Origin of the sequence: Subtercola sp. PAMC28395 (assembly GCF_018889995.1) — a bacterium.
Taxonomy (GTDB): domain Bacteria; phylum Actinomycetota; class Actinomycetes; order Actinomycetales; family Microbacteriaceae; genus Subtercola.
On record NZ_CP076547.1, the window covers coordinates 273,685 to 296,942 of the forward strand.

Consider the following 23,258-nt stretch of genomic DNA (forward strand, 5'->3'; position numbering starts at 1 on the left):
TACTCAACCAGCGGTACCCCCCAACGCACCACCAAACAGGAGAACCGCCCCGTGACCGCAACGCTGACGACTCCCCCGCAGACCACCGACGACGCGCCCTCCCCGAAGCCCAAGCAGAAGGTGCCGCTCAAGCACCGGCTCAATCGCTTCGACGTCAAAGCGTCTCCCTATCTCTACATCGCCCCGTTCTTCGTCTTGTTCGGGCTCGTCGGACTGTTCCCCCTGGGCTACACATTCGTCGTCTCCCTCAACAAGTGGAACCTGCTCACCGGCCCGGCAGGTTTCGTCGGTCTCGACAACTACGTCGCAGAACTGACAGACCCGTTCTTCTGGAATTCACTCTTCAACACGATCAGCATCTTCCTGCTCTCCGCGATACCCCAGCTCGTCATCGCCGTGGTCATCGCCGCGGTCCTCGACCAGAACATCCGGGCGAAGACGTTCTGGCGCATGAGCGTCCTAATTCCCTATGTGGTCACGCCGGTAGCAGTCACCCTCATCTTCTCCAGCGCGTTCGACGAGAAGTACGGTCTGATCAACAACCTCCTCACTGCCTTCCACCTCGACCCTGTGATGTGGAAGACCGAGACATTCCCGTCTCACATCGCAATCGCCACGATGGTGAACTGGCGCTGGACGGGCTACAACGCCCTCATTCTGCTCGCAGCGATGCAGGCCGTTCCCCGCGACATCTACGAATCGGCGGCACTGGATGGCGCCGGCCCGATCAGACGCTTCTTCTCCATGACGCTGCCGAGCATCCGGCCCACCATGATCTTCGTGATCATCACAGCTACAGTCGGGGGTCTTCAGATCTTCACCGAGCCCAAGCTCTTCAACCCCACCACCGCCACACCGGGTGGGCCGCAGCGGCAATACCAGACGACTGTGCTCTACCTCTGGGACCTCGCGTTCAACCGACAGAACTTCGGGAAGGCCTCAGCGGTCGCCTGGCTTCTCTTTCTCATCATCGTGCTCTTCGGAGTACTCAACTTCCTGATCTCGCGGCGCATCGCATCCGGTGAGGCCCGGGCCTCGAAACGCTCGACCGCGCGTCGTCTCGCGCGCATCAACGAGCAGAGGAACAGCATCCCCGTTGCTGCTTCAGAACCAGCTGAAACTGTTGCGGCGCCCAGAGCACAACCCGACGACTCACCAACGCAGGAGCACCGATCATGAGCGTGACCATCAGCCGATCATCCACGCCGGTGGAGGGTGACAGCAAGCTCGCGCTGAATCGTTCGAGGCGGCGGAAGCCACTCGGCATCGAGAAGCGCCCGGGCTTTCTCACCTACGGCCTGCTCATCGTGTTCTTCATCGGTGGCACCTACCCGCTCTATTGGTCATTCCTGGCCGGTTCGAGCCCGAGCTCGGTGCTGACTGACACCTGGCCACCCCTGCTTCCCGGCGGTCTCTTCTGGCAGAACGTCTCTGCCGTCTTCGACACTGTGCCGTTCTGGATGTCACTGCTCAACAGCGTCATCGTGTCGACGGTGATCACCGTCTCTGTTGTTCTGTTCTCCACCCTCGCCGGATACTCCTTCGCGAAATTGAAGTTCCGCGGCAGAGAGGGGCTCCTGGTCTTCGTCATCGCAACCCTGGCGGTGCCGACGCAGCTCGGCATCATCCCGTTGTTCATGGTCATGAAGCAATTCGGATGGACGGGCACTCTCGGCGCCGTCATCATCCCGACACTCGTGACAGCCTTCGGCGTCTTCTTCATGAGGCAGTACCTCGTCGATGTCATTCCCGACGAACTCATCGAAGCGGCCAGGGTCGATGGGGCAAGCATGATCAGCACCTTCTGGCACGTCGGGGTGCCGGCGGCCCGCCCGGCAATGGCCATTCTCGGGCTGTTCACGTTCATGACCGCATGGACCGACTACCTCTGGCCACTGCTGGTGGTGCCGCAGAACCCCACGCTGCAGGTCGCACTGAGCCAGTTGCAGTCGGCCAAGTACGTCGACTACTCGATCGTTCTGACCGGTGCTGTTCTTGCCACGGTGCCCCTTCTCGTCTTGTTCATCCTCGCCGGTCGCCAGCTTGTCTCGGGCATCATGGCCGGCGCAGTGAAGGGCTGAGCCGTGATCACGCAACCGAAACTCACACCCTGGCCGGCCGGCTTCATCTGGGGCTCGGCCACGGCCGCCGCGCAGATCGAAGGCGCCGCCCACGAAGACGGCAAAGAGGATTCGATCTGGGACCACTTCGCCAGGGTGCCGGGAGCCATCGCGAATGGCGACCTGCCGGAGAAAGCGGTCGACCACTACCATCGCATGCCGGAAGACGTGCAGTTGATGAAGCGCCTCGGACTCGGTTCCTATCGATTCTCGACCAGTTGGGCACGCATCAAGCCCGGCGACCGATTCGTCAATCACACGGGTCTGGATTTCTATTCCCGCCTCGTCGACGAATTGCTGGAGGCGGGCATCCTTCCCTGGCTGACCCTGTACCACTGGGATCTGCCGCAGGCTCTCGAAGACCGGGGCGGGTGGACCAACCGCGACACTGCCTACCGGTTCGCTGACTACGCAGAGGCCGTCTACGGCCGTCTCGGAGACAGGGTGACCCACTGGACGACCTTCAACGAGCCGCTGTGCTCGTCACTCATCGGCTACGCGGCGGGCGAGCACGCTCCGGGGCGCACCGAGCCGAAGGCTGCCCTCGCGGCGACACACCACCAACACCTGGCACATGGGCTCGCTTCGAAGAGACTTCGCGAGCTCGGTGCCTCGCAGGGTAAGACGGGCGAAACGGGCGACCGAATCGGCATCACCCTCAACCTGACGAATGCCGTGCCGATCGACCCGAGCGACCCCGTGGATCTCGACGCCGCGCGACGCATTGACGCACTGTGGAACCGGATGTACCTCGAGCCCCTGCTTCTGGGCGCGTACCCCGCCGACCTTCTGCGGGACCTGGAGGGCCAGGGCCTTGACGACGTGATCATGGAGGGCGACCTCGCAGTCATCGCGCAGCCCCTGGACTTTCTCGGGGTGAATCACTATCACGACGACGCCGTCAGCGGTCATCCTCAAGCCCCGGGCAGTCGGCGTGCCGCGCAACCGACCGCACGCCCGAAGTCGTCACCGTTCGTCGGTTCGGAGTTCGTGACCTTTCCGTCGCGGGGCCTTCCCCGCACCAGCATGGACTGGGAGGTTCATCCTGATGGCCTCCGGAGGTTGTTGGTCCGGCTGGGGCTGCAGTACCCGAAGCTCCCTCCGTTGTATGTGACCGAGAATGGGGCTGCGTACGACGATGTCATCTCCCCGGACGGGTGCATTCACGATCCAGAACGCACCGCCTACATTCGTGCGCACATCACGGCCGTCTCCCGTGCGATCGACGACGGTGCCGACGTTCGCGGGTATTTCGTCTGGTCGCTTCTCGACAACTTCGAGTGGGCGTGGGGCTACGGGAAGAGATTCGGCATCGTCGGCGTGGACTATGCGACCGGCGAACGAACGATCAAAGACAGTGGTCTCGCCTATTCTGAGATCATCTCGAAGAGCGCGGCAAGCGTTTACACTGGGGGGGATTGACGAAACTGTAGGGAGATGGCTGTGTCCGAAGACGTATCTGCCACCACGAGCACGACGGAATCAGTATCCGGGCACCATGGAGCTCTCAGCATTCAACAGCGATGGCCCGCTGACTCGCTCACAGAGGTGAAACCGGTGCCAACTCTCGAGATGGTGGCAGCCCTCGCCGGCGTGTCCCGGGCCACCGTGTCGCGGGTTGTCAATTCCTCTCCCAAGGTCACTCCGCAAATCGCCGAGGTCGTCAACAACGCCATCGCGCAGTTGAACTACGTGCCCAATCGGGCCGCTCGCTCGCTCGCCAGCAGGCGCACGCAGGCGATCGCCCTGGTCGTGCCAGAGTCGACGGCGAAACTCTTCACAGACCCCTACCTCGCGAGCGTCATCCAGGGAATCGCCCTCGCCCTCGCCGACACCGAGTACACCCTCAACATGCTGATCTCCTCCGACACTCGTGCCGAGAAGACGAGGCGCTATCTCCTCGGTGGCAACGTCGACGGCGCCCTCGTGGTCTCGCACCACAGCGGGGACCAGTCATTCGGGCACCTCGGCCAGTCACTCCCCGTGGTGTTCGGTGGTCGACCACTCCTCCCCGGCGAGAGCAGCAGCTATTTCGTCGATGTCGACAATGCGGCTGGGGCCGCGGGCGCCACCGCGCACATCCTGTCGACCGGGAGACGGCAGATCGCCACAATCGCCGGCCCCCAGGACATGCCACCGGGAGTGGACCGCCTCAATGGCTGGCGACGCACACTGGCCATGCATGGCCTGGACCAGTCACTGGTCGAGTACGGCGACTTCACTCCGCTCTCCGGAGCCGCTGCCATGCGGCGGCTGCTCGATCGGGGTAGACCGATCGACGGGCTCTTCGTCGCCAACGACCAGATGGCGGCCGGCGCATACTCGGTGATCTACGAACGCGGGCTCACCATTCCCGGCGACATCGCCGTCGCCGGGTTCGACGACAACTACTTCGGCGCCACCTCGACACCTCCCCTCACCACGGTGCACCAGCCCTCCCACGAGCTCGGCGCGATGATGGCCGAGATCCTGATGGCCCTGATCGAGGGCAAACCGGCACCACGGGTGACACTTCTCCCGACCACGCTTCTGGTCAGGGCATCCACGGGCTGACCCGGCACTCTTCTTCCGGAGTTGACTTAACGATATATCGGTGTGTATCTTTGACACATCACCGTTACTCGGTGTCATTACTCAACTCGAAAGGTGAACGCGATCATGAAACGCACTCACAGACAACACTTCACTTTCTCCGGTGCCGGTCACTCCGACGACGGCACCCACGCGGGTCACGATCCTCGACTCGCGCATTCCCCCCGCGAGTTCGCCCGCCGAGGCCCACACGGGCACAACGGTGGCGGATTCGGCGCTGCAGGCTTCGGGCCCGGCGGGTTCGGTCCCGGCGGTTTCGCCGGTTTCGGCCCAGCAGGATTCGGGCCCCGCGGGCCACGTCGTGCAGGCAAGGGCGACGTGAGGAGCGTCATCCTGTCGCTTCTGGGCGACGGCCCCTCGAATGGTTACGGCCTCATCAAGGCAATCGCCGAACGCACAGGCGGCACCTGGCGCCCCAGCCCCGGTTCGGTCTACCCGACCCTGCAGCAGCTCGTCGACGAAGAACTCATCGTCTCGAAGGGCGACGGTCGCCGCACCGAATACGAGCTCACTGAATCCGGTCGCTCGTATCTCCAGGAACACGCCGATGAACTCACCAAGGCGTGGGAGGCGACTCCGGGCCGCTCAGAGAGCGACACGGCCTTTCACGAGAGCGTCGCCAAACTGATCGGAGTCGTGCAGCAGTTCCGGTCACCGGCAACCGACGCCCAGCGCGCCGCCGCGGCCGCGAAGCTCGACGAAGCCAGGCGAGCGCTCTACCTCATCCTCGCCGATTAGGCATGCACCTTTCGCGTCAGGATGCCCGGGCATCCTGTGCGCGATGGCGCGAGGCCATCACTGCCACACACGCGGCGATCAGCGCGACAAGCACCAGAGTGATTGGGCCGGTACCGAGGCCGAGCCCTCCGCGGGCCGGAGAGACGGCAATCCAGTCAGCAAACGAGGCACCCAGCGGCCTGGTGACGATGTACGCGAACCAGAACGCGAAGACCGGGTTCAGCCTGAATTTCCAGTACCCGATCGCGGGCACGGCGATGATGACGGCGAAGAGAATTCCTGAGCCGAAGTACCCGAACCCGAAGATGGTGGCCGTGAGGTCACCGGCGGCGGTGCCGAGCGCGAACGTCACCAGCACCGTGAGCCAGTAGAAGGTTTCTCGCCGGGGCGTCGTGATGCTGTGGATCGACAGGGTCTTCTCGGTTCGTCGCCAGAGAACGAACACCACAGCCAGCGCGACGGCGAAGACCACAGTCGATGCGAGATACGGAATGCCGAGCGCAACGTGAGCGACGTCGGCCGCCATCGTGCCGAACACGCTGACGAGGGCGACGGCCAGCCAGTACACCCAGGGCGTATATCTTGCCGTTCGGAACTGGAGCACCAGAGCGCCGGCGAGCGCCAGGGCCGCGAAGGGAATGACGAACAGCGGCTCGAAATTCACATTCAGAAAGTCCGACGCCGTCTCACCCATGCCGGTGGTCAGGATCTTCGCCAGCCAGAACAGTGCAGTGGCTTCGGGCACCTTGCTCAGGGCATGTGTGCCCACGCGGGCAGAAAGGGCGGCTGTGTCGCTCATTCCTCCACGTTAACCACGCAACGTGAACGCAGTGTTTCGCCTGAGAGGATTCACACGGTCCAGCACGGCCCGGCACTCACACGCTCAGTCCGCGCCTTACCTGAGGCGAATGTCCTATTCGACGGCGGGCAGCGACGCCTCGATCAGGGCGACGATGGCGGGGTCATCCGGCTCGGTGCGGGGGCGAAAGCGGTGGACTTCACCGTCTGGGGTGACCACGAACTTCTCGAAGTTCCACTTCACCTTGCCGGCCTTGCCCTCAGCGTCGACTGCTTTCTTCAGCTCTGTGTAGAGCGGATGCTCGGAGCGGCCGTTCACCTTGATCTTCTCGAACATCGGGAAGGTGATGCCCCAGGTGGTGGAGCAATACTCGGCAATAGCCTCTTCGGTACCGAGCTCCTGCAGGAACTGGTTGCTCGGAAAACCGAGCACCGTGAACCCCCGGTCACCATAGGTCTTCTGGAGGTCTTCGAGCTTGCTGTACTGCGGGGCGAGCCCGCAGCGCGAAGCAACGTTGACGATGAGCTTCACTTTGTCGCCATAAGCGGCGAGCGAAGTATCAGTGCCATCGATGGTTGTGATCGGGATGTCATTCAACGAAGTCATAGCTGAATCGTAAGCCCGATTTCATGCGTGTTTGCCGTACTCTCGAACCGATGATTACTTCACTCACCACCCCGTATGAAGACCTGCTGCGCCACACCCTCGAGACGGGCTCGGCCAAGTCAGACCGCACAGGCACCGGCACCACGAGCATCTTCGGAGCGCAGCTGCGTTTCGACCTGAGTGAAGGCTTTCCGCTCATCACCACCAAGCGGGTGCACTTCAAGTCGATCGCCTACGAGTTGCTGTGGTTCCTGCGCGGCGAGAGCAACGTCGGGTGGCTACAGGAGAACGGCGTCACCATCTGGAACGAGTGGGCAGACGCCGACGGCGAACTCGGCCCGGTCTACGGGGTGCAGTGGCGGTCGTGGCCCACGCCTGACGGCTCGCACATCGACCAGATCAGCCAGGTCATCCACACCCTGGGGGCTGACCCCGACAGCCGGCGCATGATCGTGTCGGCCTGGAACGTAGCGGACATCCCCTCGATGGCACTGGCGCCCTGCCACGCCTTCTTCCAGTTCTACGTCGCTGACGGCAAGCTCTCGTGCCAGTTGTACCAGCGCAGCGCCGACATGTTCCTCGGGGTTCCCTTCAACATCGCGAGCTACGCACTGCTCACCCACATGGTGGCGGCTCAGGCCGGTCTCGAGGTGGGCGACTTCATCTGGACCGGTGGCGATTGCCACATCTACGACAACCACCGCGAGCAGGTCACCGAGCAGCTCCGTCGCGACCCGTACCCGCTGCCGACGCTGAAGATCACCAGGGTGCCTGAGAGCATATTCGACTACCAGTTCGATGACTTCGAGGTCGTCGACTACCAGCACCACCCTGCGATCAAGGCGCCGGTCGCCGTATGACGCTCGGGATGATCTGGGCAGAGGCCCGCGGTGGCGTCATCGGCCACGGCGGAACAATCCCCTGGCGGCTGCCCGAAGACCTCGCGCACTTCAAGGAGCTGACCCTCGGCGACACGGTGCTGATGGGCCGACGCACCTGGGATTCACTGCCGGTGCGGTTCAGGCCGCTCCCCGGTCGCCGCAACCTCGTGCTGACGCGCGATGCCGAATGGACCTCCCCCGGCGCAGAGGTCGTGCACAGTCTGGCCGAGGTCTCCTCCGATGACGACGGGGGCCTCTGGGTGATCGGCGGCGGCGAGCTCTATCGGCAGGCCATGCCGTCCGCGACCCGCCTCGAGGTGACTGAGCTCGACCTCGGGGTGAAGGGTGACACGCTCGCTCCCGCGATCGACGCGACGTGGGAGCGCGTCGCGGCGTCGCCCTGGCTCGAGTCGGCCACGGGCATCCGGTACCGCTTCGTCAGCTACACGCGCTGACCCGGTACCCGCTGATCGGGCCCCGTGTGCGCGCAAACGGCCCGAAACCCGGCGCCTTGGGGACGTTTCACCTCACCCACCAACTCGGGGTGCGCGCAAACGGCCCGAAACCCGGCGCTGTCGGGACGTTTGGCCGCACCTGATGGAGCGGCACCGGGGGGTGGGTGGGTGTTGGGAGGCACCGGGGTGCCCGGCGGGAGTCAGAGAGGCTTGATACCGAAGGCCTGGGCGAGCTTGTCGATCTTCTGGGCGCGGCCGAGGCGCGGCAGGTCGCTGCCGTCACGGATGACCCGCCCCCGCGACTCGAAATCCTCGAGGAAGTCCCGGGCCCACGTCGCGTCGGAGCGCGTCGGGCTGATGACCTCGTTGATCACCGGCAACTGTTCGACGTCGAGGCACAGCTTGCCCGTGAGCCCGAGTGTGACGGCGAGCGCGGACTGCTCGCGAAGAACCGGATGACTGCTGCCGACGGTGGGGCCGTCGATCGGGCCGGGCAGGCCGCCGATGCGGCTGGCCACGACGAGACGCGACCGGGGGTAGGCCATGGCGAGATCGTCTGCGCCCGTACCGGTGTCACGACGGTAGTCACCGCTGCCGAATGCGAGTCGAAAAGCCCCTCGTGCCTCGGCGATCGAGCGGGCCTCTTCGATGCCGAGCGCCGACTCGATCAAGGCGATGACAGCGGTGCCCCCGCCGAGGCGGTCGAACGTTTCGGTGACGTGGGCACCGGACTCGGTCTTCGCGAGCATCACTCCGAGAAGGCCAGGGAGACCTTTGAGGGCATCTACGTCGTGGGACCAGAACGGGGTGCTGTGGTCGTTGATCCGGACCCACGCGCTGCCACCATTACTCAACCACGCAACGACGTCGTTCCGCGCGGCCGGCTTGAGTTTGGGGTCGACCGCGTCTTCGATGTCGAGAACGATCTGGTCTGCGCGTGAGCTCGCCACCTCATCGAACGTCTCTGGGCGTGTGGCAGCGACCAACAACCATGAGCGAGCGATTTCTGCAGGGATCTGGTCTGCACGGTACGCCGAAGTCGTGGTGCCTTCAGGGCGGGAAGTGTCGGTCATCATCGGCTTTCTCTGTTGCGGTTTCCGCCCGCAATGTTATCCCGTCGTCAGCCGCGCTCGAATCGTCACCCCTGTTCTGGTGGCACCAATTCGGGAAATGCCCCCGAGGTGCCCTACGCTGAACCAACACCACCGCTCGTCACTGAACCCCCTTGTATTCCAGCGCTCTCTGACCCCCTGATGGATTGACATGAGACTGAGTCTGCCCGGCCGCATCGTCACAGCGATCAGCGCGATCGCCCTCGTCGCCAGCGGCGTCTCTGTGGCCTCGGCCGCAACGCCCGCTCAAGCACCTGCCTCAGTGGTCGGCGCGGCGGGGTCGGGCTGGCTGCACACCGACGGCGCGACGATCAAGACAGCGGGCAACGCCCCATACGTCATCAAGGGCGCGGCCTGGTTCGGCCTGGAGACGTCGAACTGCGCACCGCACGGCCTCTGGTCGATCAGTCTCGATTCAGGGTTGGCGCAGATCAAGTCGATGGGCTTCAACACGCTTCGCCTGCCGTTCTCGAACGAATGCCTCGCCGCGAAGACGAGCAACTCGATCAACTACCAGGTGAACCCCACGCTGCAGGGTCTGACTCCCCTTCAGATCATGGATGCAGTGGTTGCCCGGGCCAAGGTCTACGGCCTCAATGTCTTTCTCGACCAGCATCGCCCCGATTCCGGCGCTCAGTCGTCACTCTGGTACACGAGTGCCTACAGCGAAGCCTCCTGGATCAGCGACTGGAAGATGCTCGCAAAACGCTACGTGAACGACCCCACTGTCATCGGGTTCGACCTGCACAACGAGCCGCACGACACTGCCTGCTGGGGATGCGGCAATGCCGCCACCGACTGGCAGGCTGCCGCCACCCGCGCAGGCAACGCCGTCCAGACGGTGAACCCGAACCTGCTCGTGATCGTCGAAGGTGTCGAGAAGCAGGCAGACGGCAGCTCCACCTGGTGGGGTGGCGGGCTCCAGGGTGTTGCGGCGAAGCCGGTCACCCTCACCGTGCCGAACCATGTGGTGTACTCACCCCACGACTACCCCTCCACCGTCTACAACCAGACCTGGTTCTCTGCGTCGAACTACCCGGCGAATCTCGCGGGTGTGTGGGACAAGAACTGGGGCTACATCGCCAAGACCGGCAAGGCACCGGTCTTGCTCGGCGAGTTCGGAACAAAGCTCGAAACCGACTCCGACCGCAAATGGTTGAGCTCCATCGTCAGCTACCTCGCAGCCAACTCGATGAGCTTTGCCTACTGGTCGTTCAACCCGAACAGCGGCGACACCGGCGGGCTGGTGAAAGACGACTGGGTCACACCTCAGACGGCAAAGCTCGCCGCCCTCCAGCCACTTCTCGGATCGGGTACCCCGACACCGGTGCAGACCCCGACGCCGACAGTCACACCGACCCCCTCGCCCACACCGAAGCCCACCGTCACACCGACCCCCTCGCCGAAGCCCACCGTCACACCGACACCCACGCCGAAGCCCACCGTCACACCGACACCTACTCCCAAACCGACGGTCACTCCGACTCCGAAGCCCACGGTCACACCCACGCCCACGCCGACGCCCACGCAGAAACCGACCGTCACCGCGAAGTGGATGCTGCAGAGCGCGTGGGGGGCCGGCTATGTCGCAGACATCGAAGTCACCAGTCCCACGGGTGCAGCAGGCTGGACCGTCACCTGGCCCGACACCGCAGCGACCTCGATCGTGAACGCCTGGGGCATGACCTGCACGATCACCGCACACACCTCGATCACCTGCACGGGCATCGACTGGGCGGGCAAGCTCAGTGCGGGCCAAACGGTCAGGGTCGGCCTTCAGGTGTCTGCAACGGCCGCACCGAAAGCACCTGTCGTGACGGTGTCGGCGCGCTAGAGAAGCCTCTCGCGTTCGCCCCACATACCGACTCGAAACGGGTCCGAGAACGGGTCACAGAACGGGTCAGGAAACGCAGGGCAAACTGACGGCTGACGGGTGTATTCTCGCTCGCATCCGCTCAGTTCGTGCGGGTGTGCAGGAGGCTCGTCTCTCATGAATCGCAACGTCAAACGGTGGATGCCGGCACTTGCAGTGCCGGTGCTGATCGCCGGGGTCGCCATCGCCGTACCGATCTCCGCCAACGCAACCGCGAACCTTCCGTCGAAGACCCCTCAAGAGGTCATCGCCATGATCGGCAACAGCTCGGTGAGCGCATTCTCGGGTACTGTGACGCAGACGTCGAACCTCGGCCTGCCAGAACTGCCCGTCACCGGCACCGCTGGCTCAGGATCATCCGGATCGTCGACCGCCGATGCCGCCTCGGCACTCGAACTCCTCACCGGTTCACACACCGCACGTGTCTACGTAGACGCCTCAGGAGCGGGCCATGCAGAGGCCCGCGTACAGGTCCTCGACCAACTGGCGGAGCGCGACGTCATTTCGAACGGCACTGATGTCTGGGCCTACGATTCGAGCAAGCAGACAGCCGTTCACACCACCCTGCCCGCCAAAACCGACAAGGCGGCCGACCCGGGCAATCCTGCTGCGGCACCGCAGACTCCAGACCAGCTCGCGCAGAAGTTCCTCGCAGCGGTCGACCCATCCACGAATGTCTCGGTCGGAGGCGATGTCACCGTCGCCGGCCGGTCGGCGTACGACCTGATCCTCGCGCCACAGGCCACTGACACCCTGGTCGGTACCGTCTCGATCGCGGTCGACTCGGCGACCGGGATGCCCCTGCAGGTGCAGGTCACTGCACGCGGGGCAAGCGACACAGCGTTCAGCACCGCCTTCACCTCGCTGAGCCTGGACACCCCCTCGGCCGACCTGTTCACGTTCACTCCACCGGCCGGCACCACCGTCACAGAGAAGGCTGCACCCAGCCATGACGGCGAAGCGAAGACCCCCTCCGCACCGGCCACGAACAGCAAGCCGACGGTGAGCGGCACGGGGTGGGACTCGATCGTCGAGCTGCCCGCGTCGAGTGCCACTGACCTCAGCACGATGACCAGCTCGCCGTTGTTCGCCAGCCTTACGACTCCGGTCGACGGAGGTCACGTTCTGCAGACCACGCTTGTGACGGTGTTCATCACGAGCGACGGCCGCGTGCTGGCAGGGTCGGTGCCCGCAGCCCAGCTCCAGGCGGCCGCCGCGGCCAAGTAGTGGTCACCACCCCCCTGCCGACCGTACCCATGGCCACGACAGCGCCAGGCGAACTCGCGATCGAGACCCACGGCCTGACCAAGAAGTTCGGAAGGCAGACCGCGGTCAACAGCATCGACCTCGCTGTGCCTCGCGGGTCGGTGTTCGGCTTTCTCGGCCCGAACGGGTCGGGCAAGACCACCACCATCAGGGTTCTGCTGGGCCTGGCCTCTGCAACGTCGGGCGAGGTGAGTGTGCTGGGTCGCGCGCTCCCGAAGATGCTCCCCGACGTGTTGCCACGCGTCGGCGCGCTGATCGAAGGGCCCGGTTTCTACCCGTTCCTCTCAGGGGCTGCGAACCTGCGCCGCCTCGATTCGGCCGATCGCTTCGTTTCGAGTCACACCCGGCGCGCGCGCGTCGATGCAGCACTCGACAGGGTCGGCCTCAGCCACGCCGCCGAGAAGAAGGTACGCGCCTATTCGCTGGGAATGAAGCAGCGTCTCGGCATCGCGAATGCGCTTCTCACCCCCCGTGAACTGATCGTGCTCGACGAACCAACCAACGGCCTCGACCCACAGGGCACACGGGAGGTTCGCAACCTCGTCCGTTCGCTCACCGAAGAAGGCACCACGGTGTTCGTCTCGAGCCACCTTCTGGCCGAGATCGAGCACATGTGCACCCACGCAGCAGTCATGAGCGCCGGTTCGCTCGTTGCGCAGGGCAGCCTCGACGAACTGCGGCTCGCGGGGCAGACCCGTGCCAGAGTGGTGACCCCCGACACGGCGGCGGCCGAACGGGTGTTGCGGATGATCGGGCTCGACCCCGATCATCCGACCCCCTTGGTCGAGCAGGCGTCGGCAGACGGAATCGTGACAGCCCCGCTCGGTGATGACCGGGCTCCGGAGTCGATCGTCGCGGCCCTGGTTGCCGAAGGAGTCCGCGTGCGCGGTTTCTCTGTCGAACGAGCCACGCTCGAAGACCTGTTCGTCGCCCTCACCGGGGAGGGGTTCGACGTTGCCCAGTAATGAAACAACCAGTGGAGATCAGATGGGCGCGCTCACCAGTGTGCCGCGAAAAGCGAACGCCGGATGGGCGCTGCTCGCGTCAGAGCTGTCGGTTCTCTTCCGCCGTCGGCGCACCTGGGTGATGCTGGCCGCGCTGGCCGCGATTCCGGTGTTGATCGCCGTCGCCGTGCGGGTCTCGACGGCCCGACCACCATCGGGCAGGGGGCCCGCTTTCCTCGACCAGATCACCCAGAACGGGCTGTTCGTCAGCCTGGTCGCCCTCACGATCTGCATTCCGCTGTTCCTGCCCCTCACCGTGGGCGTCGTCGCCGGAGACACGATCGCCGGCGAAGCCAGCGCGAGCACCCTCCGGTACCTGCTGGTCTCGCCCGTCGGCCGGGGCCGGCTGCTGATCGTGAAGTACGCCGGTGCCATAGCGTTCTGCCTTGCCGCCGTGATCGTGATCACGCTCGCGGGTGCTGTGATCGGGGCGGCTCTCTTCCCGATCGGCCCGGTCACGCTGCTCTCCGGAGATACCATCGGCGTGCCAGAAGCGGCCCTCCGCGCCCTGCTGATTGCCGCTTATGTGACGGTCTCGCTGCTCGGTCTCTCGGCCATCGGCTTGTTCATCTCGACCTTGACCGACATTCCCGTGGGTGCCATGGCGGCCACCGTCGTCATCTCGATCGTCTCGCAGGTGCTGGATTCACTGCCGCAACTCGACTGGCTGCACCCGTGGCTCTTCAGCCACTACTGGCTGAGCTTCGCTGACCTGCTTCGCCAGCCCATCGAATGGTCGTCGTTCGGCACGAACGCCCTCCTGCAGCTCGCGTATGTGCTTGTCTTCGGCGCGCTCGCGTACGGTCGTTTCTCGACCAAAGACATCCTCTCCTGACGGGTCTCGATCAGCCCTCAATTCCCGGCTCATCCACGCGCTGCCCAACCTGCTGATTTGCCGCCAAAGAGGTTTCCTGACCGCCTTCTGCACGCGGCCCAGCGCGCTTCCCAGTAGCGTCAATAGAGGTTGCCCCAGACCTTGGTTGCCATATCGATGAAGGTGCATCGCCCTCTTGCGATCCGCACTCTCTGCAAGGCCGAACCGCGGAATGAGGCTCTGATGAGCAGCCTGTCTATGAATCCTTCTGTGCCGTCTGAGTCTCTGGCGCTCTCGAACTCCTCGGTGCCCTCCGTCGCTCTGGCGGCATCGGGCACCTCGACTCCCGTGGTGAAGTTCACGCGGACGAAGCCCGGCGGCAACCGCGCGAACCCGACCACCGAATATTCGGCGCTCCTCCGCACCGTTCGTGACGCCGGCCTGCTTCGCCGGAGCACGGGCTACTACTACGCGATGTTCGGTGCATTGCTCGTCGCCCTCGGCGGAGTAGTCACCGGCTTCATCCTGCTGGGTGACTCCTGGTACCAGCTCCTGATGGCGGCCGTTCTCGGCGTGATTCTCACGCAGTTCGCCTTTCTGGCGCACGAGGCCTCCCATCGAGCAGTCTTCGAATCGGGCAAGGCGAACGACATCGTCGGCCGCATGCTCGCCAATCTGTTCGTGGGCATCAGCTACTCCTGGTGGATGACCAAGCACAGCCGCCACCACGCCAACCCCAATATCATCGGCAAAGACCCCGACATCGACCAGGACGTCGTCTCCTTCACCGAACACGATGCGGCGAAGACCCGCGGGATCTATGCGTGGTTCACGAAACGCCAGGGCAACTTCTTCTTTCCGATCCTCGTGCTCGAGGGCCTGAACCTGCACGTGCACGGCTTTCGTACCGTCTTCGGCAAGGGCAAAGTCGACAAGAGGGCCGTCGAGATCACCATGCTCCTGGCACGCATCGGCGCCTATGTCGCCGTGATCTTCCTGATGCTGCCCCTGGGCATGGCATTCGCCTTCATCGGCGTGCAACTGGCCGTGTTCGGTGTGTACATGGGTTCGTCCTTCGCTCCGAACCACGTAGGCATGCCCATACTGCCGAAGGACTCCAGGGTGGACTTTCTGCGCCGCCAGGTGCTGACCTCGCGCAACATCAGCGGCGGCTGGTTCATCAACTGGTTCATGGGAGGCCTGAACTATCAGGTCGAACACCACCTCTTCCCGAATATGGCACGCCCGCACCTCAAGGCCGCGCAACAGATCGCCCGCGAATACTGCGAGACCCACACGATCCTGTACACCGAGACGACGCTTCCTGAGGCTTATGGAATCGTGATCACCTATCTGAACAAGGTCGGGCTCGCTGCCGGCCGGGATGCGTTCCAGTGCCCGGCAGCGTCGGCCTACGGTCGCTGACACTCAGACCCCTGTAACGCGATCGTCACGGCAGGCCCTGTCGATCGCCCCAGCCAGCCGCGTAAACTCTGTTCATGGGGAGCCCGCGAAGCACCACACTCGTTCTGGTCGGTAACGAATCGCCCACGGCACTTGGCGCGCTGGGCCACCATGCCAACGTGCATGCCGCGTCGCTCACCGAGAGTACCGACGACGAAGTGCAACGCTGGGTGAGCAGGTCCAGCGCACCCTATGTCGTTCACGACCGTGACCCTCTGGCGCACGTCGCGGCCGCATGGGTCGAGTTCTTCGACGATCTCGCAACACTCGGAACCCTCGACCTCGAGGTGGACCGGGCCACTTCAGGGTTCCAGGGTGGAACCCTCAGCATGCCCGACTACTACATCGTGGTCGACCCCGAGCGGCTCCCGGCCACCTGGAAGCACTGGTGGCTCGGGGTACTACCCCAGGCCGCACCGACGCGTGTCATTCCCTGGGCCACCGGCTCGACACCGCTGACACGCGTGCTGCGATCGTTGCCGACGGGCCGATCGTGGCCGGAGCCGGGGCCCTGGCTCCGCGACGTCGCCCGCTCGGTGCCCGACCAGATCGGAATCGCCAACCAGAAGCCTGCCGCGCCCGATCTGTGAGCTCAGCCGGCATAACGCAGAGCACGGCATCTGAGCCGATCCGATCGCTGGTATATCGTTAGTACACCCCAACAAATTCGCTGACAGAATTTCGTCTGTCCGAGTTCCGGGCGGGCGGACCGATCCTCAGAATCGCCAGGTCATGCCCACCACCTCCACCCGATCGTTCCCCTGGCCCGTCGTCATCGGCATCGTGCTGATCGGGCTGGTTCTTCGAGGTCCGATCATCGCCATCGCGCCGATCAGCGGAACCCTGCGCGCCGATCTTGGCCTCACCGCCGCACAGGTCGGCCTCCTCACCACCCTGCCCGTGCTGTGTTTTGCCATCATCACCCCGTTCGCCTCGTTCTTCGTCGGCAGAGCGGGAGCGAACTTCGCTACGACCATCACTGTCATCGGCGTGGGGCTCGGTACGATCATCCGTTCGGCCGGCGGGGTCGAGGCTGTCTTTGTGGGCACCATCATCATGGGTGCGTTCATCACCGTCGGCAATGTGGTGGTACCGGTGCTGATCCGCCGGGATGTCCCCGCGCGCCGGGTGGGAATCGTCACGGGTTCGTACACCTCGGCCATGAACGTGAGTTCAATGATCACCTCGCTTGCGACCGCACCGCTCGCCCAGGCGTTCGGCTGGCAGGCCGCCCTGCTGGCGTGGGGCGGTTTCGCCGTCATCGCCACAGCGGGTTGGCTTCTGGCGATCGGCCCCCGGGCCGCCTTCCATGTGGGGCCTCTCAGGCCGACGCTCGAGTCAGGGGCCTTCGAGACGGTGGCGATCGACACCCAGTCGATACCCAGCATCCAAGGGGTGCATGCCCGCACGTGGCGCAGCGCCTCAGCCCTCTTGCTTTCGCTGGCGTTCGCCGGCCAGGCCTTCTCGTACTATGGCGTGACCGCGTGGTTCCCGACGATCCTCGAAGACGAAGTGGGGCTGTCGGTCACTGCCGCCGGCTCGAGTTCGTCGATCTTTCAGATCGCAGCCGTCGTCGGGGCACTGGGAGTGCCGCTGTTGTCGACACGGATCGGCATTCCCCGCACCTTCGTACTGGTCGCCATTCTGTGGGTCAGCTGCCCAGTCGGCCTGCTGCTGGACCCCTCGGCCTGGTTCATCTGGGGCTTCTTCGGCGGTGTCGCACAGGGCGGCGGAATCACCATCGTCTTCATGCTCATCGTGCAGCTCGCACTGAACGGCACACACGCCCGCGGCCTCTCGGCCATGATCCAAGGGGTTGGCTACGCGCTCGGTGCGACGTCGGCCACCCTGCTGGGCGCAGCCCACGATGCCACGGGCGCGTGGACGCTGCCCCTCAGCATCATCGTGGTGTCGACGCTGGTCTTCAGCGCAGCGGGCCTGGCCGGTGCCATCAGGGCGAACCGAACCCGCAGCCCGCTGGCGCGCTGAACGTACCGCGTCAAACGGCTTCGAGCACGCCGTTCAACAGCACCGAAGCCTCTTCGTCGGTCAGGTCTTGAGCAAGAGCGAGCTCGGAGACGAGGATCTGGCGCGCTTTCTCGAGCATGCGCTTCTCGCCGGCAGAGACACCCTTGTCGTGGTCGCGGCGCCACAGGTCGCGAACGACTTCGCCGACGCGGTTGACGTCGCCCGAGGCCATCTTCTCCTGGTTGGCCTTGAACCGTCGCGACCAGTTGCCCGGTTCTTCGACGAACTCGTTCTGCAATACGGCGTAGACGGCCTGGACGCCGGCTTCGTCGATGACATCGCGAACGCCGACAAGATCGATGTTCTCGACCGGAATCTTGATGGTCAGCTCGCTGGTGTGCACGTTCAGCGTCATGAATTGCTTCTCTTCGCCTTTGACCACGCGAGTTTCGAGTGCTGTGATGGTTACTGCACCGTGGTGGGGGTAGACGAGAGTTTCGCCGACTTCAATTTTCATCTAATCTGCCTTTAGGTTGAGACACACAGTTTACCCGATCCGGGAGGCCTCTCTCGCCCTCTGCGCTCGGGGCGGAATCATACGCCATCGTCGAGGCCGGTGCGCGTCACAAACCGGGGCCCCAGCGATCGCGGTGCACCCTCACACCCTCGTCGCCGACCTCAGCCTCTGCGTCACCAGATGCGCGTGCTGCAGCAACAGTGCGCCCAGCTCCTGCTGTCTCTCCTGCCGGAACCGCGACTCCACCCCGGTCAGGCTGAGGGCGTACGCGGGCCTGCCCGCCGCATCGAAGACGGTGGCTCCCATGCCCCAGCTCCCCTCGAGGATCAGCCCGGGGTTCAGTGCGTACCCGGTGTTGCGCGTCACCGCGATTCGATTCCGGATGCTCGCACCAGAGTGCCTGGTCCCGAACCGTTCCACGAGCCGGTCGTCGGCGGTGTACCGCATCATCTCGTCTTCAGGCAGATACGCCAGAACGGCCAGCCCCGCGGAGGCGACCCCCAACGGGAATCGCACCCCCTCATACAGAACGAACGAACGGATCGGGAAGCTGCCGTCTTCTCGCATCAGGCAGATGGTCTCGTCTCCGCGCCTGGCAGAGAAGAATGCACTCTCACCCGTCACCTCGGCCAGGGTACGCACGCTCTCCCTGGCGAGTTCGGTCACGTCGTAGCGGTCTGCGGCGAGAGTGCCGAGCAGGTAGAGTTCCGGGCCGACGTGCCAGCGGGCATCCGATGCCTCCCGATCGACGAATCCCTCGGCAAGCAGGGCGGAGAGCAGGCGGTGCGCAGTCGGGCGGGACAGACCCGTGGCACCGGCAACCTCCGCGGTTGTAAGCCCGTGCGTGGGCGATCCGCTGAGCGCCCTCAGAACGGTGCCGACGCGGGAGACGACCTGCCCTCCCCTGACAACTTCACTCACAGGAACTCTTCTCTCATAGTCGAACGCTACACCTGTTCACATAGTGGACAAAGAGGGGCGGCTTGCCCACCTGTCGACATACCCGGGATTCCGCGGCAACAGGCCTTTGACTCCGACCGGGAGACCCGCCTACGTTTCGAAGTGGCGACTCCGACGATCATTGGTTGGTCTCGTCTGCGTACTGAACACAAAGGAGTGCCATGACCACCATCTATGCCAGCGCCGCAGAGGCCCTGCGTGATCTCGTCCGCGACGGAGACACAATCGCCGTCGGAGGTTTCGGGTTGAGCGGGAACCCCACAGACCTCATCGAGGCACTCCGCGACAGTGGGGCACGCGACCTCACGATTGTGTCGAACAACATGGGGGTCGACGGAAGAGGTCTCGGCATTCTTCTCGAGAACAAGCAGGTCGCCAAGGTGCTCGCCTCGTACGTCGGCGAGAACAAGCTCTTCGCCCAGCAGTTTCTGAGCGGAGAGCTCGATGTCGAGTTCGTGCCCCAGGGCACACTGGCCGAGCGACTGAGGGCGGGCGGAGCGGGCATACCCGCGTTCTACACGAAGACCGGAGTGGGCACACCCGTCGCCGAGGGCAAACCGCACGCCGATTTCGACGGGGAGACGTACCTGCTTGAACGCGGCATCGTGGCCGACGTCTCCCTCGTCCATGCGTTCAGAGCCGATCGGGCCGGGAACCTCGTCTACCGGCACACCGCGCGCAACTTCAACCCCCTGGTCGCGACGGCAGGGCGCACGACGCTGGTCGAAGCGGAGCACATCGAAGACGTGGACTACCTCGACCCCGACGCTGTGGTGACCCCAGGGATCTTTGTGCAGCGCCTGGTGAAGGCACTCCCCCGCGTCAAAGACATCGAGCAGCGCACAGTGAGGCAGCGACCCGCGAGCGCGGGCCAGCCAGAAGCTGGTGCTGCTGCAGACTCGACCACCCACACATTCGCGACAGCGTAAGGAACAGATCATGACCTGGACACGCGACACCATGGCGGCGATCGCCGCAAGTGAGCTCACCGACGGCGCCTACGTGAACCTCGGCATCGGCATCCCGACACTCGTGGCGAACCACGTTCCCGACGGGCTCACCGTCACACTGCAGAGCGAGAATGGGCTCCTCGGAATGGGGCCCTTCCCCTTCGACGGCGACGAAGACGCCGACCTCATCAACGCGGGCAAGCAGACGGTGACGTTGCTTCCGGGCGGCAGCTATTTCGATTCGGCCACGTCGTTCGCCATGATCCGCGGCGGCCACGTGCAACTTGCCATCCTGGGAGCACTGCAGGTCTCAGCGCGCGGTGACCTCGCGAACTGGACGATTCCGGGCAAGTTGGTCAAAGGCATGGGCGGCGCCATGGACCTCGTCGCTGGTACTCCCCGCGTCATCGTTGTAACGGAGCACAACGCCAAAGACGGATCTCCCAAGATCGTCGAGGAGTGCGACCTCCCCCTCACCGGCGCGCGCGTCGTGCAGCGCATCATCAGCGATCTTGCCGTCTTCGACGTGACGGAAGCGGGCCTGGTGCTCCGCACCCTCGCCCCCGATGTGACGGTCGACGAGCTACAGAGGCTCACCGGCGCGCCCTTCGAGGTAGAACTCGAGTCGATCGGGGCACTCGCATGAGCGTGATCATCGCCGGTTACGCCCGTACTCCCTTCGTGAAATTCAACGGCCAGTTCGCGTCGGTCGCCGCGACGGCCCTCGGGTCCCATGCCATCAGCGCTGCGTTGACACGGGCAGGGCTCACCCCGGACGACGTGGAACGGGTCATCGTCGGCCAGGTGCTGCAGGGTGGAGCAGGACAGAATCCGGCACGCCAGTCGGCCGTCGGTGCCGGCATCCCTCTCACCACTCCTGCCCTCACTCTCAATGTCGTCTGCCTCTCGGGCATCGAAGCGGTCGTCGCCGGTGTGCGACTGATCGAATCCGGCGAAGCCGACATCGTCGTCGCGGCCGGCCAGGAATCGATGTCGCTCGCGCCCCACGCCTGGGTTGGATCGCGACAGGGCAAGAAGTACGGCACGGCCGAGTTCCTCGATACCCTCGAGCACGACGCCCTGACCGATGCCTTCGAAAAGCGGTCGATGGGTTCTTCGACAGAGGAACGCAATGCACCTCTCGGCATCTCCCGCGCCGACCAGGATGAATGGTCTGCCCTCTCACACAGGCGTCTCGCTTCGTCCTCGGAATTCCTCGCTGGCGAGATCGAGCCGTTCGCGGTTCCCGGGCGGGGGCAAGCGAAGATCGTCATGGCCGACGACGGCCTTCGCGCTGAGACCACCATCGAATCGCTTGCCACACTGCGACCAGCCTTCGGCTCGGGCGGAACCATAACCGCCGGCAACTCCTCCCAGATCACCGATGGCGCCGCTGCCCTCGTACTCATGAGCGAAACGGTGGCTGAGGCGCGCGGCATCCATGGCCTGGCACGGGTCGAGAGCCACGCGTTCGTTGCCGGCCCCGATGTCACGCTGCACGCACAGCCGGCACACGCGATCGCCGCTGCACTCCACCGCACCAGTTGGGCTGCCAGCGATCTGGCAGCTGTCGAGATCAACGAAGCGTTTGCGGCGGTATCGGTACACTCGACCAGGCTTCTGGGCATCGACCCGAGCATCGTCAACAGCCACGGCGGGGCGATCGCCCTGGGTCACCCCGTCGGGGCCTCGGGCACCCGGATCGTCGGGCACCTCGCTCGCCGCCTGCAGGCACTCGGCCGAGGCAACATCGGCGCGGCAGGCATCTGCGGTGGCGGTGGCCAGGGCTCAGCGGTGGTGTTGTCAGCCCTCTGATCGAGGCGGCCCAGCCTCTGATGAGAGTTTCTCGTTCTTGCGGGTCGCCCGAGTGTCGAGCCGCACCTGTTTCGCCCTGGCGACCTCGGTCTTCATGATCACCCTCGTCTCGGTGGTGTCACCGATCGCCAATCGCAACCATCGTGCTTTCGGGTCGGAGTCGATGAGAAAGAGACGAACCATGAGCGTGAGCGGAATCGCGAGGATCGCGCCGATCGGCCCGATGACCACCGCCCAGAACAACACCGAGAAGAACGTGATGGTCTGGCTCAGTGAGACGGCATTGCCCACGACGCGGGGCTGGATGATCGACTGCACCACTGCGTTGATGACCCCGTACACCACCACAACGGCGATCACGGTCGGCCAGCCGCCCACCAGGTAACCGAAGACGATCGGCGGGATGATCGCAAAGAAATACCCGATGTTCGGAATGAAGCTGCAGAGAAAAGCGAGAATGCCCCAGAGCAGCGCCGCCGGCACTCCCATGATCCACAGCGCGAGTGCATTGAGCACTCCCTGGGCGACCCCGAGCACTGTCGTCACCACCATGTACCGGCGCACGTTCGAGGTGTACTCGCCGAGGGCTGCAACGAAATACGGCTGGCGTTCACTCAGCTGGCGCATCAGCGTCGGAGTGTACGCGGCATCGGCCGACATGAGAATGAGCATCGTCAACACAATGACAAGGCCGGCCGTGATGCCGAACACGCTTCCCAGAAGGCCACTGAAGAAGTTCAGGATGTTCGCGGGGTTGAATCCCGCAGCTGCCTGTTGCACCTGCTCGGCACCGATTCCGATGCTCTCGAGCCACGAACCGATCGATGCACCCATCGCGGTGAACTGGCTCGAGTAGTTGGGCAACATCGAGACGAACTGGGCGAAAGCGATGACCAGGGTATAGACGAAGCCTGCAAGCAGGGCGAAGACGACGAGGATCACCGAGCCGGTGGCGAGTCCCTGCGGTACGCCTCGCTTCTGCAACCAGGTGCGAACGGGGTTCGCGCAGATCGTGAGAATGAGCGTCAACAGAACCGGCGCGAGAATCTGGCTGATCGCGCTGATGCCGGCAGCAGCCACGACAACCGCTGCAAGCCCGACCAGGATCACCGTTCCCCGCGGATATCGCGAACCGGGTTGCCCCACGGTGTCGACCGCTGGGGATCCGTGCTCGCCAGAATCCGGAGCGCCGGATGCTGCGATGTGGCTCATTCCCACCGCACCTCCTTCAGACTGCGTCTGCCCTGTTGCGACAACCATAGCGGCGAGCGGCGCATCGGGTCGAGGTTCACCCTCATCCGATCGAGGTGATGTCAGACAGCTT

Annotated in this window: 23 protein-coding genes; 17 read left to right on the forward strand and 6 right to left on the reverse strand. The window is 64.4% G+C overall.

Going from position 1 to position 23,258, the window contains the following annotated elements; all coding sequences use genetic code 11:
- Positions 1-51: 51 nt before the first annotated feature.
- The 5 genes from KPL76_RS01330 to KPL76_RS01350 all read left to right on the forward strand — a co-directional run bounded on the left by KPL76_RS01330 (position 52) and on the right by KPL76_RS01350 (position 5,450).
- On the forward strand, positions 52-1,179 hold the full coding sequence (locus KPL76_RS01330; RefSeq protein WP_371733917.1) for a carbohydrate ABC transporter permease: 1,128 nt from the start codon (positions 52-54) through the stop codon (positions 1,177-1,179).
- Positions 1,176-2,081, forward strand: a complete 906-nt coding sequence (locus tag KPL76_RS01335) for a carbohydrate ABC transporter permease (protein WP_216334551.1) — start codon at positions 1,176-1,178, stop codon at positions 2,079-2,081. The genes KPL76_RS01330 and KPL76_RS01335 overlap by 4 nt, the downstream gene beginning before the upstream one ends.
- 3 nt (positions 2,082-2,084) lie before the next feature.
- Entirely contained in the window at positions 2,085-3,542 is a 1,458-nt protein-coding gene (locus KPL76_RS01340) for a GH1 family beta-glucosidase (RefSeq protein ID WP_216334552.1), read from the forward strand.
- A 150-nt stretch (positions 3,543-3,692) separates the two neighbouring features.
- Entirely contained in the window at positions 3,693-4,673 is a 981-nt protein-coding gene (locus tag KPL76_RS01345; protein WP_253202282.1) for a LacI family DNA-binding transcriptional regulator, read from the forward strand.
- 105 nt (positions 4,674-4,778) lie between these two features.
- Positions 4,779-5,450 (forward strand): PadR family transcriptional regulator, encoded by a 672-nt coding sequence (locus tag KPL76_RS01350; protein ID WP_216334554.1) that lies wholly within the window; start codon positions 4,779-4,781, stop codon positions 5,448-5,450.
- 16 nt (positions 5,451-5,466) lie between these two features.
- Here the strand turns inward: KPL76_RS01350 and KPL76_RS01355 are convergent, their stop codons facing one another.
- On the reverse strand, positions 5,467-6,249 hold the full coding sequence (locus KPL76_RS01355; RefSeq protein WP_216334555.1) for a hypothetical protein: 783 nt from the start codon (positions 6,247-6,249) through the stop codon (positions 5,467-5,469).
- A 114-nt stretch (positions 6,250-6,363) separates the two neighbouring features.
- Positions 6,364-6,855, reverse strand: coding sequence for a glutathione peroxidase (locus KPL76_RS01360; RefSeq protein WP_216334556.1), 492 nt, complete (start codon positions 6,853-6,855; stop codon positions 6,364-6,366).
- A 50-nt stretch (positions 6,856-6,905) separates the two neighbouring features.
- Here KPL76_RS01360 and KPL76_RS01365 point away from each other — a divergent pair, with 50 nt between their 5' ends.
- Both KPL76_RS01365 and KPL76_RS01370 read left to right on the forward strand, forming a co-directional pair.
- Positions 6,906-7,715, forward strand: a complete 810-nt coding sequence (locus KPL76_RS01365) for a thymidylate synthase (RefSeq protein ID WP_216334557.1) — start codon at positions 6,906-6,908, stop codon at positions 7,713-7,715.
- Positions 7,712-8,191: a dihydrofolate reductase gene (locus tag KPL76_RS01370; protein ID WP_216334558.1), complete on the forward strand. Its 480-nt coding sequence runs from the start codon at positions 7,712-7,714 to the stop codon at positions 8,189-8,191. Before KPL76_RS01365 ends, KPL76_RS01370 begins: the two co-directional genes overlap by 4 nt.
- 200 nt (positions 8,192-8,391) lie before the next feature.
- Here the strand turns inward: KPL76_RS01370 and KPL76_RS01375 are convergent, their stop codons facing one another.
- On the reverse strand, positions 8,392-9,267 hold the full coding sequence (locus KPL76_RS01375; protein WP_371733918.1) for a CoA ester lyase: 876 nt from the start codon (positions 9,265-9,267) through the stop codon (positions 8,392-8,394).
- 187 nt (positions 9,268-9,454) lie between these two features.
- On the opposite strand from KPL76_RS01375, the gene KPL76_RS01380 reads away from it, so the two are divergent.
- The 7 genes from KPL76_RS01380 to KPL76_RS01410 all read left to right on the forward strand — a co-directional run bounded on the left by KPL76_RS01380 (position 9,455) and on the right by KPL76_RS01410 (position 17,713).
- The gene (locus KPL76_RS01380; protein ID WP_216334560.1) at positions 9,455-11,137 is read left to right on the forward strand and encodes a cellulase family glycosylhydrolase; all 1,683 of its coding nucleotides are present in this window, start codon (positions 9,455-9,457) and stop codon (positions 11,135-11,137) included.
- 156 nt (positions 11,138-11,293) lie between these two features.
- A complete protein-coding gene (locus tag KPL76_RS01385) occupies positions 11,294-12,403 on the forward strand; it encodes a hypothetical protein (RefSeq protein ID WP_216334561.1) in 1,110 nt (369 codons plus the stop codon).
- 29 nt (positions 12,404-12,432) lie between these two features.
- Complete coding sequence (locus KPL76_RS01390; RefSeq protein ID WP_216334562.1) at positions 12,433-13,407, forward strand: ABC transporter ATP-binding protein; 975 nt, start codon at positions 12,433-12,435, stop codon at positions 13,405-13,407.
- Positions 13,408-13,429: 22 nt separating this feature from the next.
- Positions 13,430-14,281 (forward strand): ABC transporter permease, encoded by an 852-nt coding sequence (locus KPL76_RS01395; protein WP_216334563.1) that lies wholly within the window; start codon positions 13,430-13,432, stop codon positions 14,279-14,281.
- Between the two features lie 222 nt (positions 14,282-14,503).
- Positions 14,504-15,685, forward strand: a complete 1,182-nt coding sequence (locus KPL76_RS01400; protein WP_253202104.1) for an acyl-CoA desaturase — start codon at positions 14,504-14,506, stop codon at positions 15,683-15,685.
- A 74-nt stretch (positions 15,686-15,759) separates the two neighbouring features.
- Entirely contained in the window at positions 15,760-16,314 is a 555-nt protein-coding gene (locus tag KPL76_RS01405) for a hypothetical protein (protein ID WP_216334564.1), read from the forward strand.
- Between the two features lie 142 nt (positions 16,315-16,456).
- On the forward strand, positions 16,457-17,713 hold the full coding sequence (locus tag KPL76_RS01410) for a CynX/NimT family MFS transporter (RefSeq protein WP_216334565.1): 1,257 nt from the start codon (positions 16,457-16,459) through the stop codon (positions 17,711-17,713).
- Between the two features lie 10 nt (positions 17,714-17,723).
- On the opposite strand, the gene KPL76_RS01415 is transcribed toward KPL76_RS01410, so the two are convergent.
- Positions 17,724-18,209 (reverse strand): CarD family transcriptional regulator, encoded by a 486-nt coding sequence (locus KPL76_RS01415; RefSeq protein ID WP_205107082.1) that lies wholly within the window; start codon positions 18,207-18,209, stop codon positions 17,724-17,726.
- A gap of 141 nt (positions 18,210-18,350) precedes the next feature.
- Positions 18,351-19,130, reverse strand: coding sequence for an IclR family transcriptional regulator (locus KPL76_RS01420; protein ID WP_216334566.1), 780 nt, complete (start codon positions 19,128-19,130; stop codon positions 18,351-18,353).
- Positions 19,131-19,330: 200 nt separating this feature from the next.
- Here KPL76_RS01420 and KPL76_RS01425 point away from each other — a divergent pair, with 200 nt between their 5' ends.
- Genes KPL76_RS01425 through KPL76_RS01435 form a run of 3 tightly spaced genes read left to right on the forward strand, consistent with a single transcriptional unit; the run spans position 19,331 to position 21,934 of the window.
- On the forward strand, positions 19,331-20,098 hold the full coding sequence (locus KPL76_RS01425) for a CoA transferase subunit A (RefSeq protein ID WP_216334567.1): 768 nt from the start codon (positions 19,331-19,333) through the stop codon (positions 20,096-20,098).
- 10 nt (positions 20,099-20,108) lie between these two features.
- Positions 20,109-20,765: a CoA transferase subunit B gene (locus KPL76_RS01430; RefSeq protein ID WP_216334568.1), complete on the forward strand. Its 657-nt coding sequence runs from the start codon at positions 20,109-20,111 to the stop codon at positions 20,763-20,765.
- Positions 20,762-21,934, forward strand: coding sequence for an acetyl-CoA C-acyltransferase (locus KPL76_RS01435; protein WP_216334569.1), 1,173 nt, complete (start codon positions 20,762-20,764; stop codon positions 21,932-21,934). The genes KPL76_RS01430 and KPL76_RS01435 overlap by 4 nt, the downstream gene beginning before the upstream one ends.
- Here the strand turns inward: KPL76_RS01435 and KPL76_RS01440 are convergent.
- Positions 21,923-23,146, reverse strand: a complete 1,224-nt coding sequence (locus tag KPL76_RS01440) for an AI-2E family transporter (protein WP_216334570.1) — start codon at positions 23,144-23,146, stop codon at positions 21,923-21,925. The genes KPL76_RS01435 and KPL76_RS01440 overlap by 12 nt on opposite strands.
- Positions 23,147-23,258 lie beyond the last annotated feature (112 nt).

Excerpts from the sequence above, each read along its gene's own strand:
- KPL76_RS01400 (WP_253202104.1), top strand. The coding sequence starts at position 14,504 with ATGAGCAGCCTGTCTATGAATCCTTCTGTGCCGTCTGAGTCTCTGGCG.
- KPL76_RS01440 (WP_216334570.1), bottom strand. The coding sequence starts at position 23,146 with ATGAGCCACATCGCAGCATCCGGCGCTCCGGATTCTGGCGAGCACGGA.
- KPL76_RS01385 (WP_216334561.1), top strand. The coding sequence starts at position 11,294 with ATGAATCGCAACGTCAAACGGTGGATGCCGGCACTTGCAGTGCCGGTG.
- KPL76_RS01365 (WP_216334557.1), top strand. The coding sequence starts at position 6,906 with ATGATTACTTCACTCACCACCCCGTATGAAGACCTGCTGCGCCACACC.
- KPL76_RS01430 (WP_216334568.1), top strand. The coding sequence starts at position 20,109 with ATGACCTGGACACGCGACACCATGGCGGCGATCGCCGCAAGTGAGCTC.
- KPL76_RS01355 (WP_216334555.1), bottom strand. The coding sequence starts at position 6,249 with ATGAGCGACACAGCCGCCCTTTCTGCCCGCGTGGGCACACATGCCCTG.
- KPL76_RS01390 (WP_216334562.1), top strand. The coding sequence starts at position 12,433 with ATGGCCACGACAGCGCCAGGCGAACTCGCGATCGAGACCCACGGCCTG.
- KPL76_RS01335 (WP_216334551.1), top strand. The coding sequence starts at position 1,176 with ATGAGCGTGACCATCAGCCGATCATCCACGCCGGTGGAGGGTGACAGC.
- KPL76_RS01350 (WP_216334554.1), top strand. The coding sequence starts at position 4,779 with ATGAAACGCACTCACAGACAACACTTCACTTTCTCCGGTGCCGGTCAC.
- KPL76_RS01370 (WP_216334558.1), top strand. The coding sequence starts at position 7,712 with ATGACGCTCGGGATGATCTGGGCAGAGGCCCGCGGTGGCGTCATCGGC.
- KPL76_RS01435 (WP_216334569.1), top strand. The coding sequence starts at position 20,762 with ATGAGCGTGATCATCGCCGGTTACGCCCGTACTCCCTTCGTGAAATTC.
- KPL76_RS01375 (WP_371733918.1), bottom strand. The coding sequence starts at position 9,267 with ATGATGACCGACACTTCCCGCCCTGAAGGCACCACGACTTCGGCGTAC.
- KPL76_RS01405 (WP_216334564.1), top strand. The coding sequence starts at position 15,760 with ATGGGGAGCCCGCGAAGCACCACACTCGTTCTGGTCGGTAACGAATCG.
- KPL76_RS01410 (WP_216334565.1), top strand. The coding sequence starts at position 16,457 with ATGCCCACCACCTCCACCCGATCGTTCCCCTGGCCCGTCGTCATCGGC.
- KPL76_RS01360 (WP_216334556.1), bottom strand. The coding sequence starts at position 6,855 with ATGACTTCGTTGAATGACATCCCGATCACAACCATCGATGGCACTGAT.
- KPL76_RS01345 (WP_253202282.1), top strand. The coding sequence starts at position 3,693 with ATGGTGGCAGCCCTCGCCGGCGTGTCCCGGGCCACCGTGTCGCGGGTT.
- KPL76_RS01395 (WP_216334563.1), top strand. The coding sequence starts at position 13,430 with ATGGGCGCGCTCACCAGTGTGCCGCGAAAAGCGAACGCCGGATGGGCG.
- KPL76_RS01380 (WP_216334560.1), top strand. The coding sequence starts at position 9,455 with ATGAGACTGAGTCTGCCCGGCCGCATCGTCACAGCGATCAGCGCGATC.
- KPL76_RS01415 (WP_205107082.1), bottom strand. The coding sequence starts at position 18,209 with ATGAAAATTGAAGTCGGCGAAACTCTCGTCTACCCCCACCACGGTGCA.
- KPL76_RS01425 (WP_216334567.1), top strand. The coding sequence starts at position 19,331 with ATGACCACCATCTATGCCAGCGCCGCAGAGGCCCTGCGTGATCTCGTC.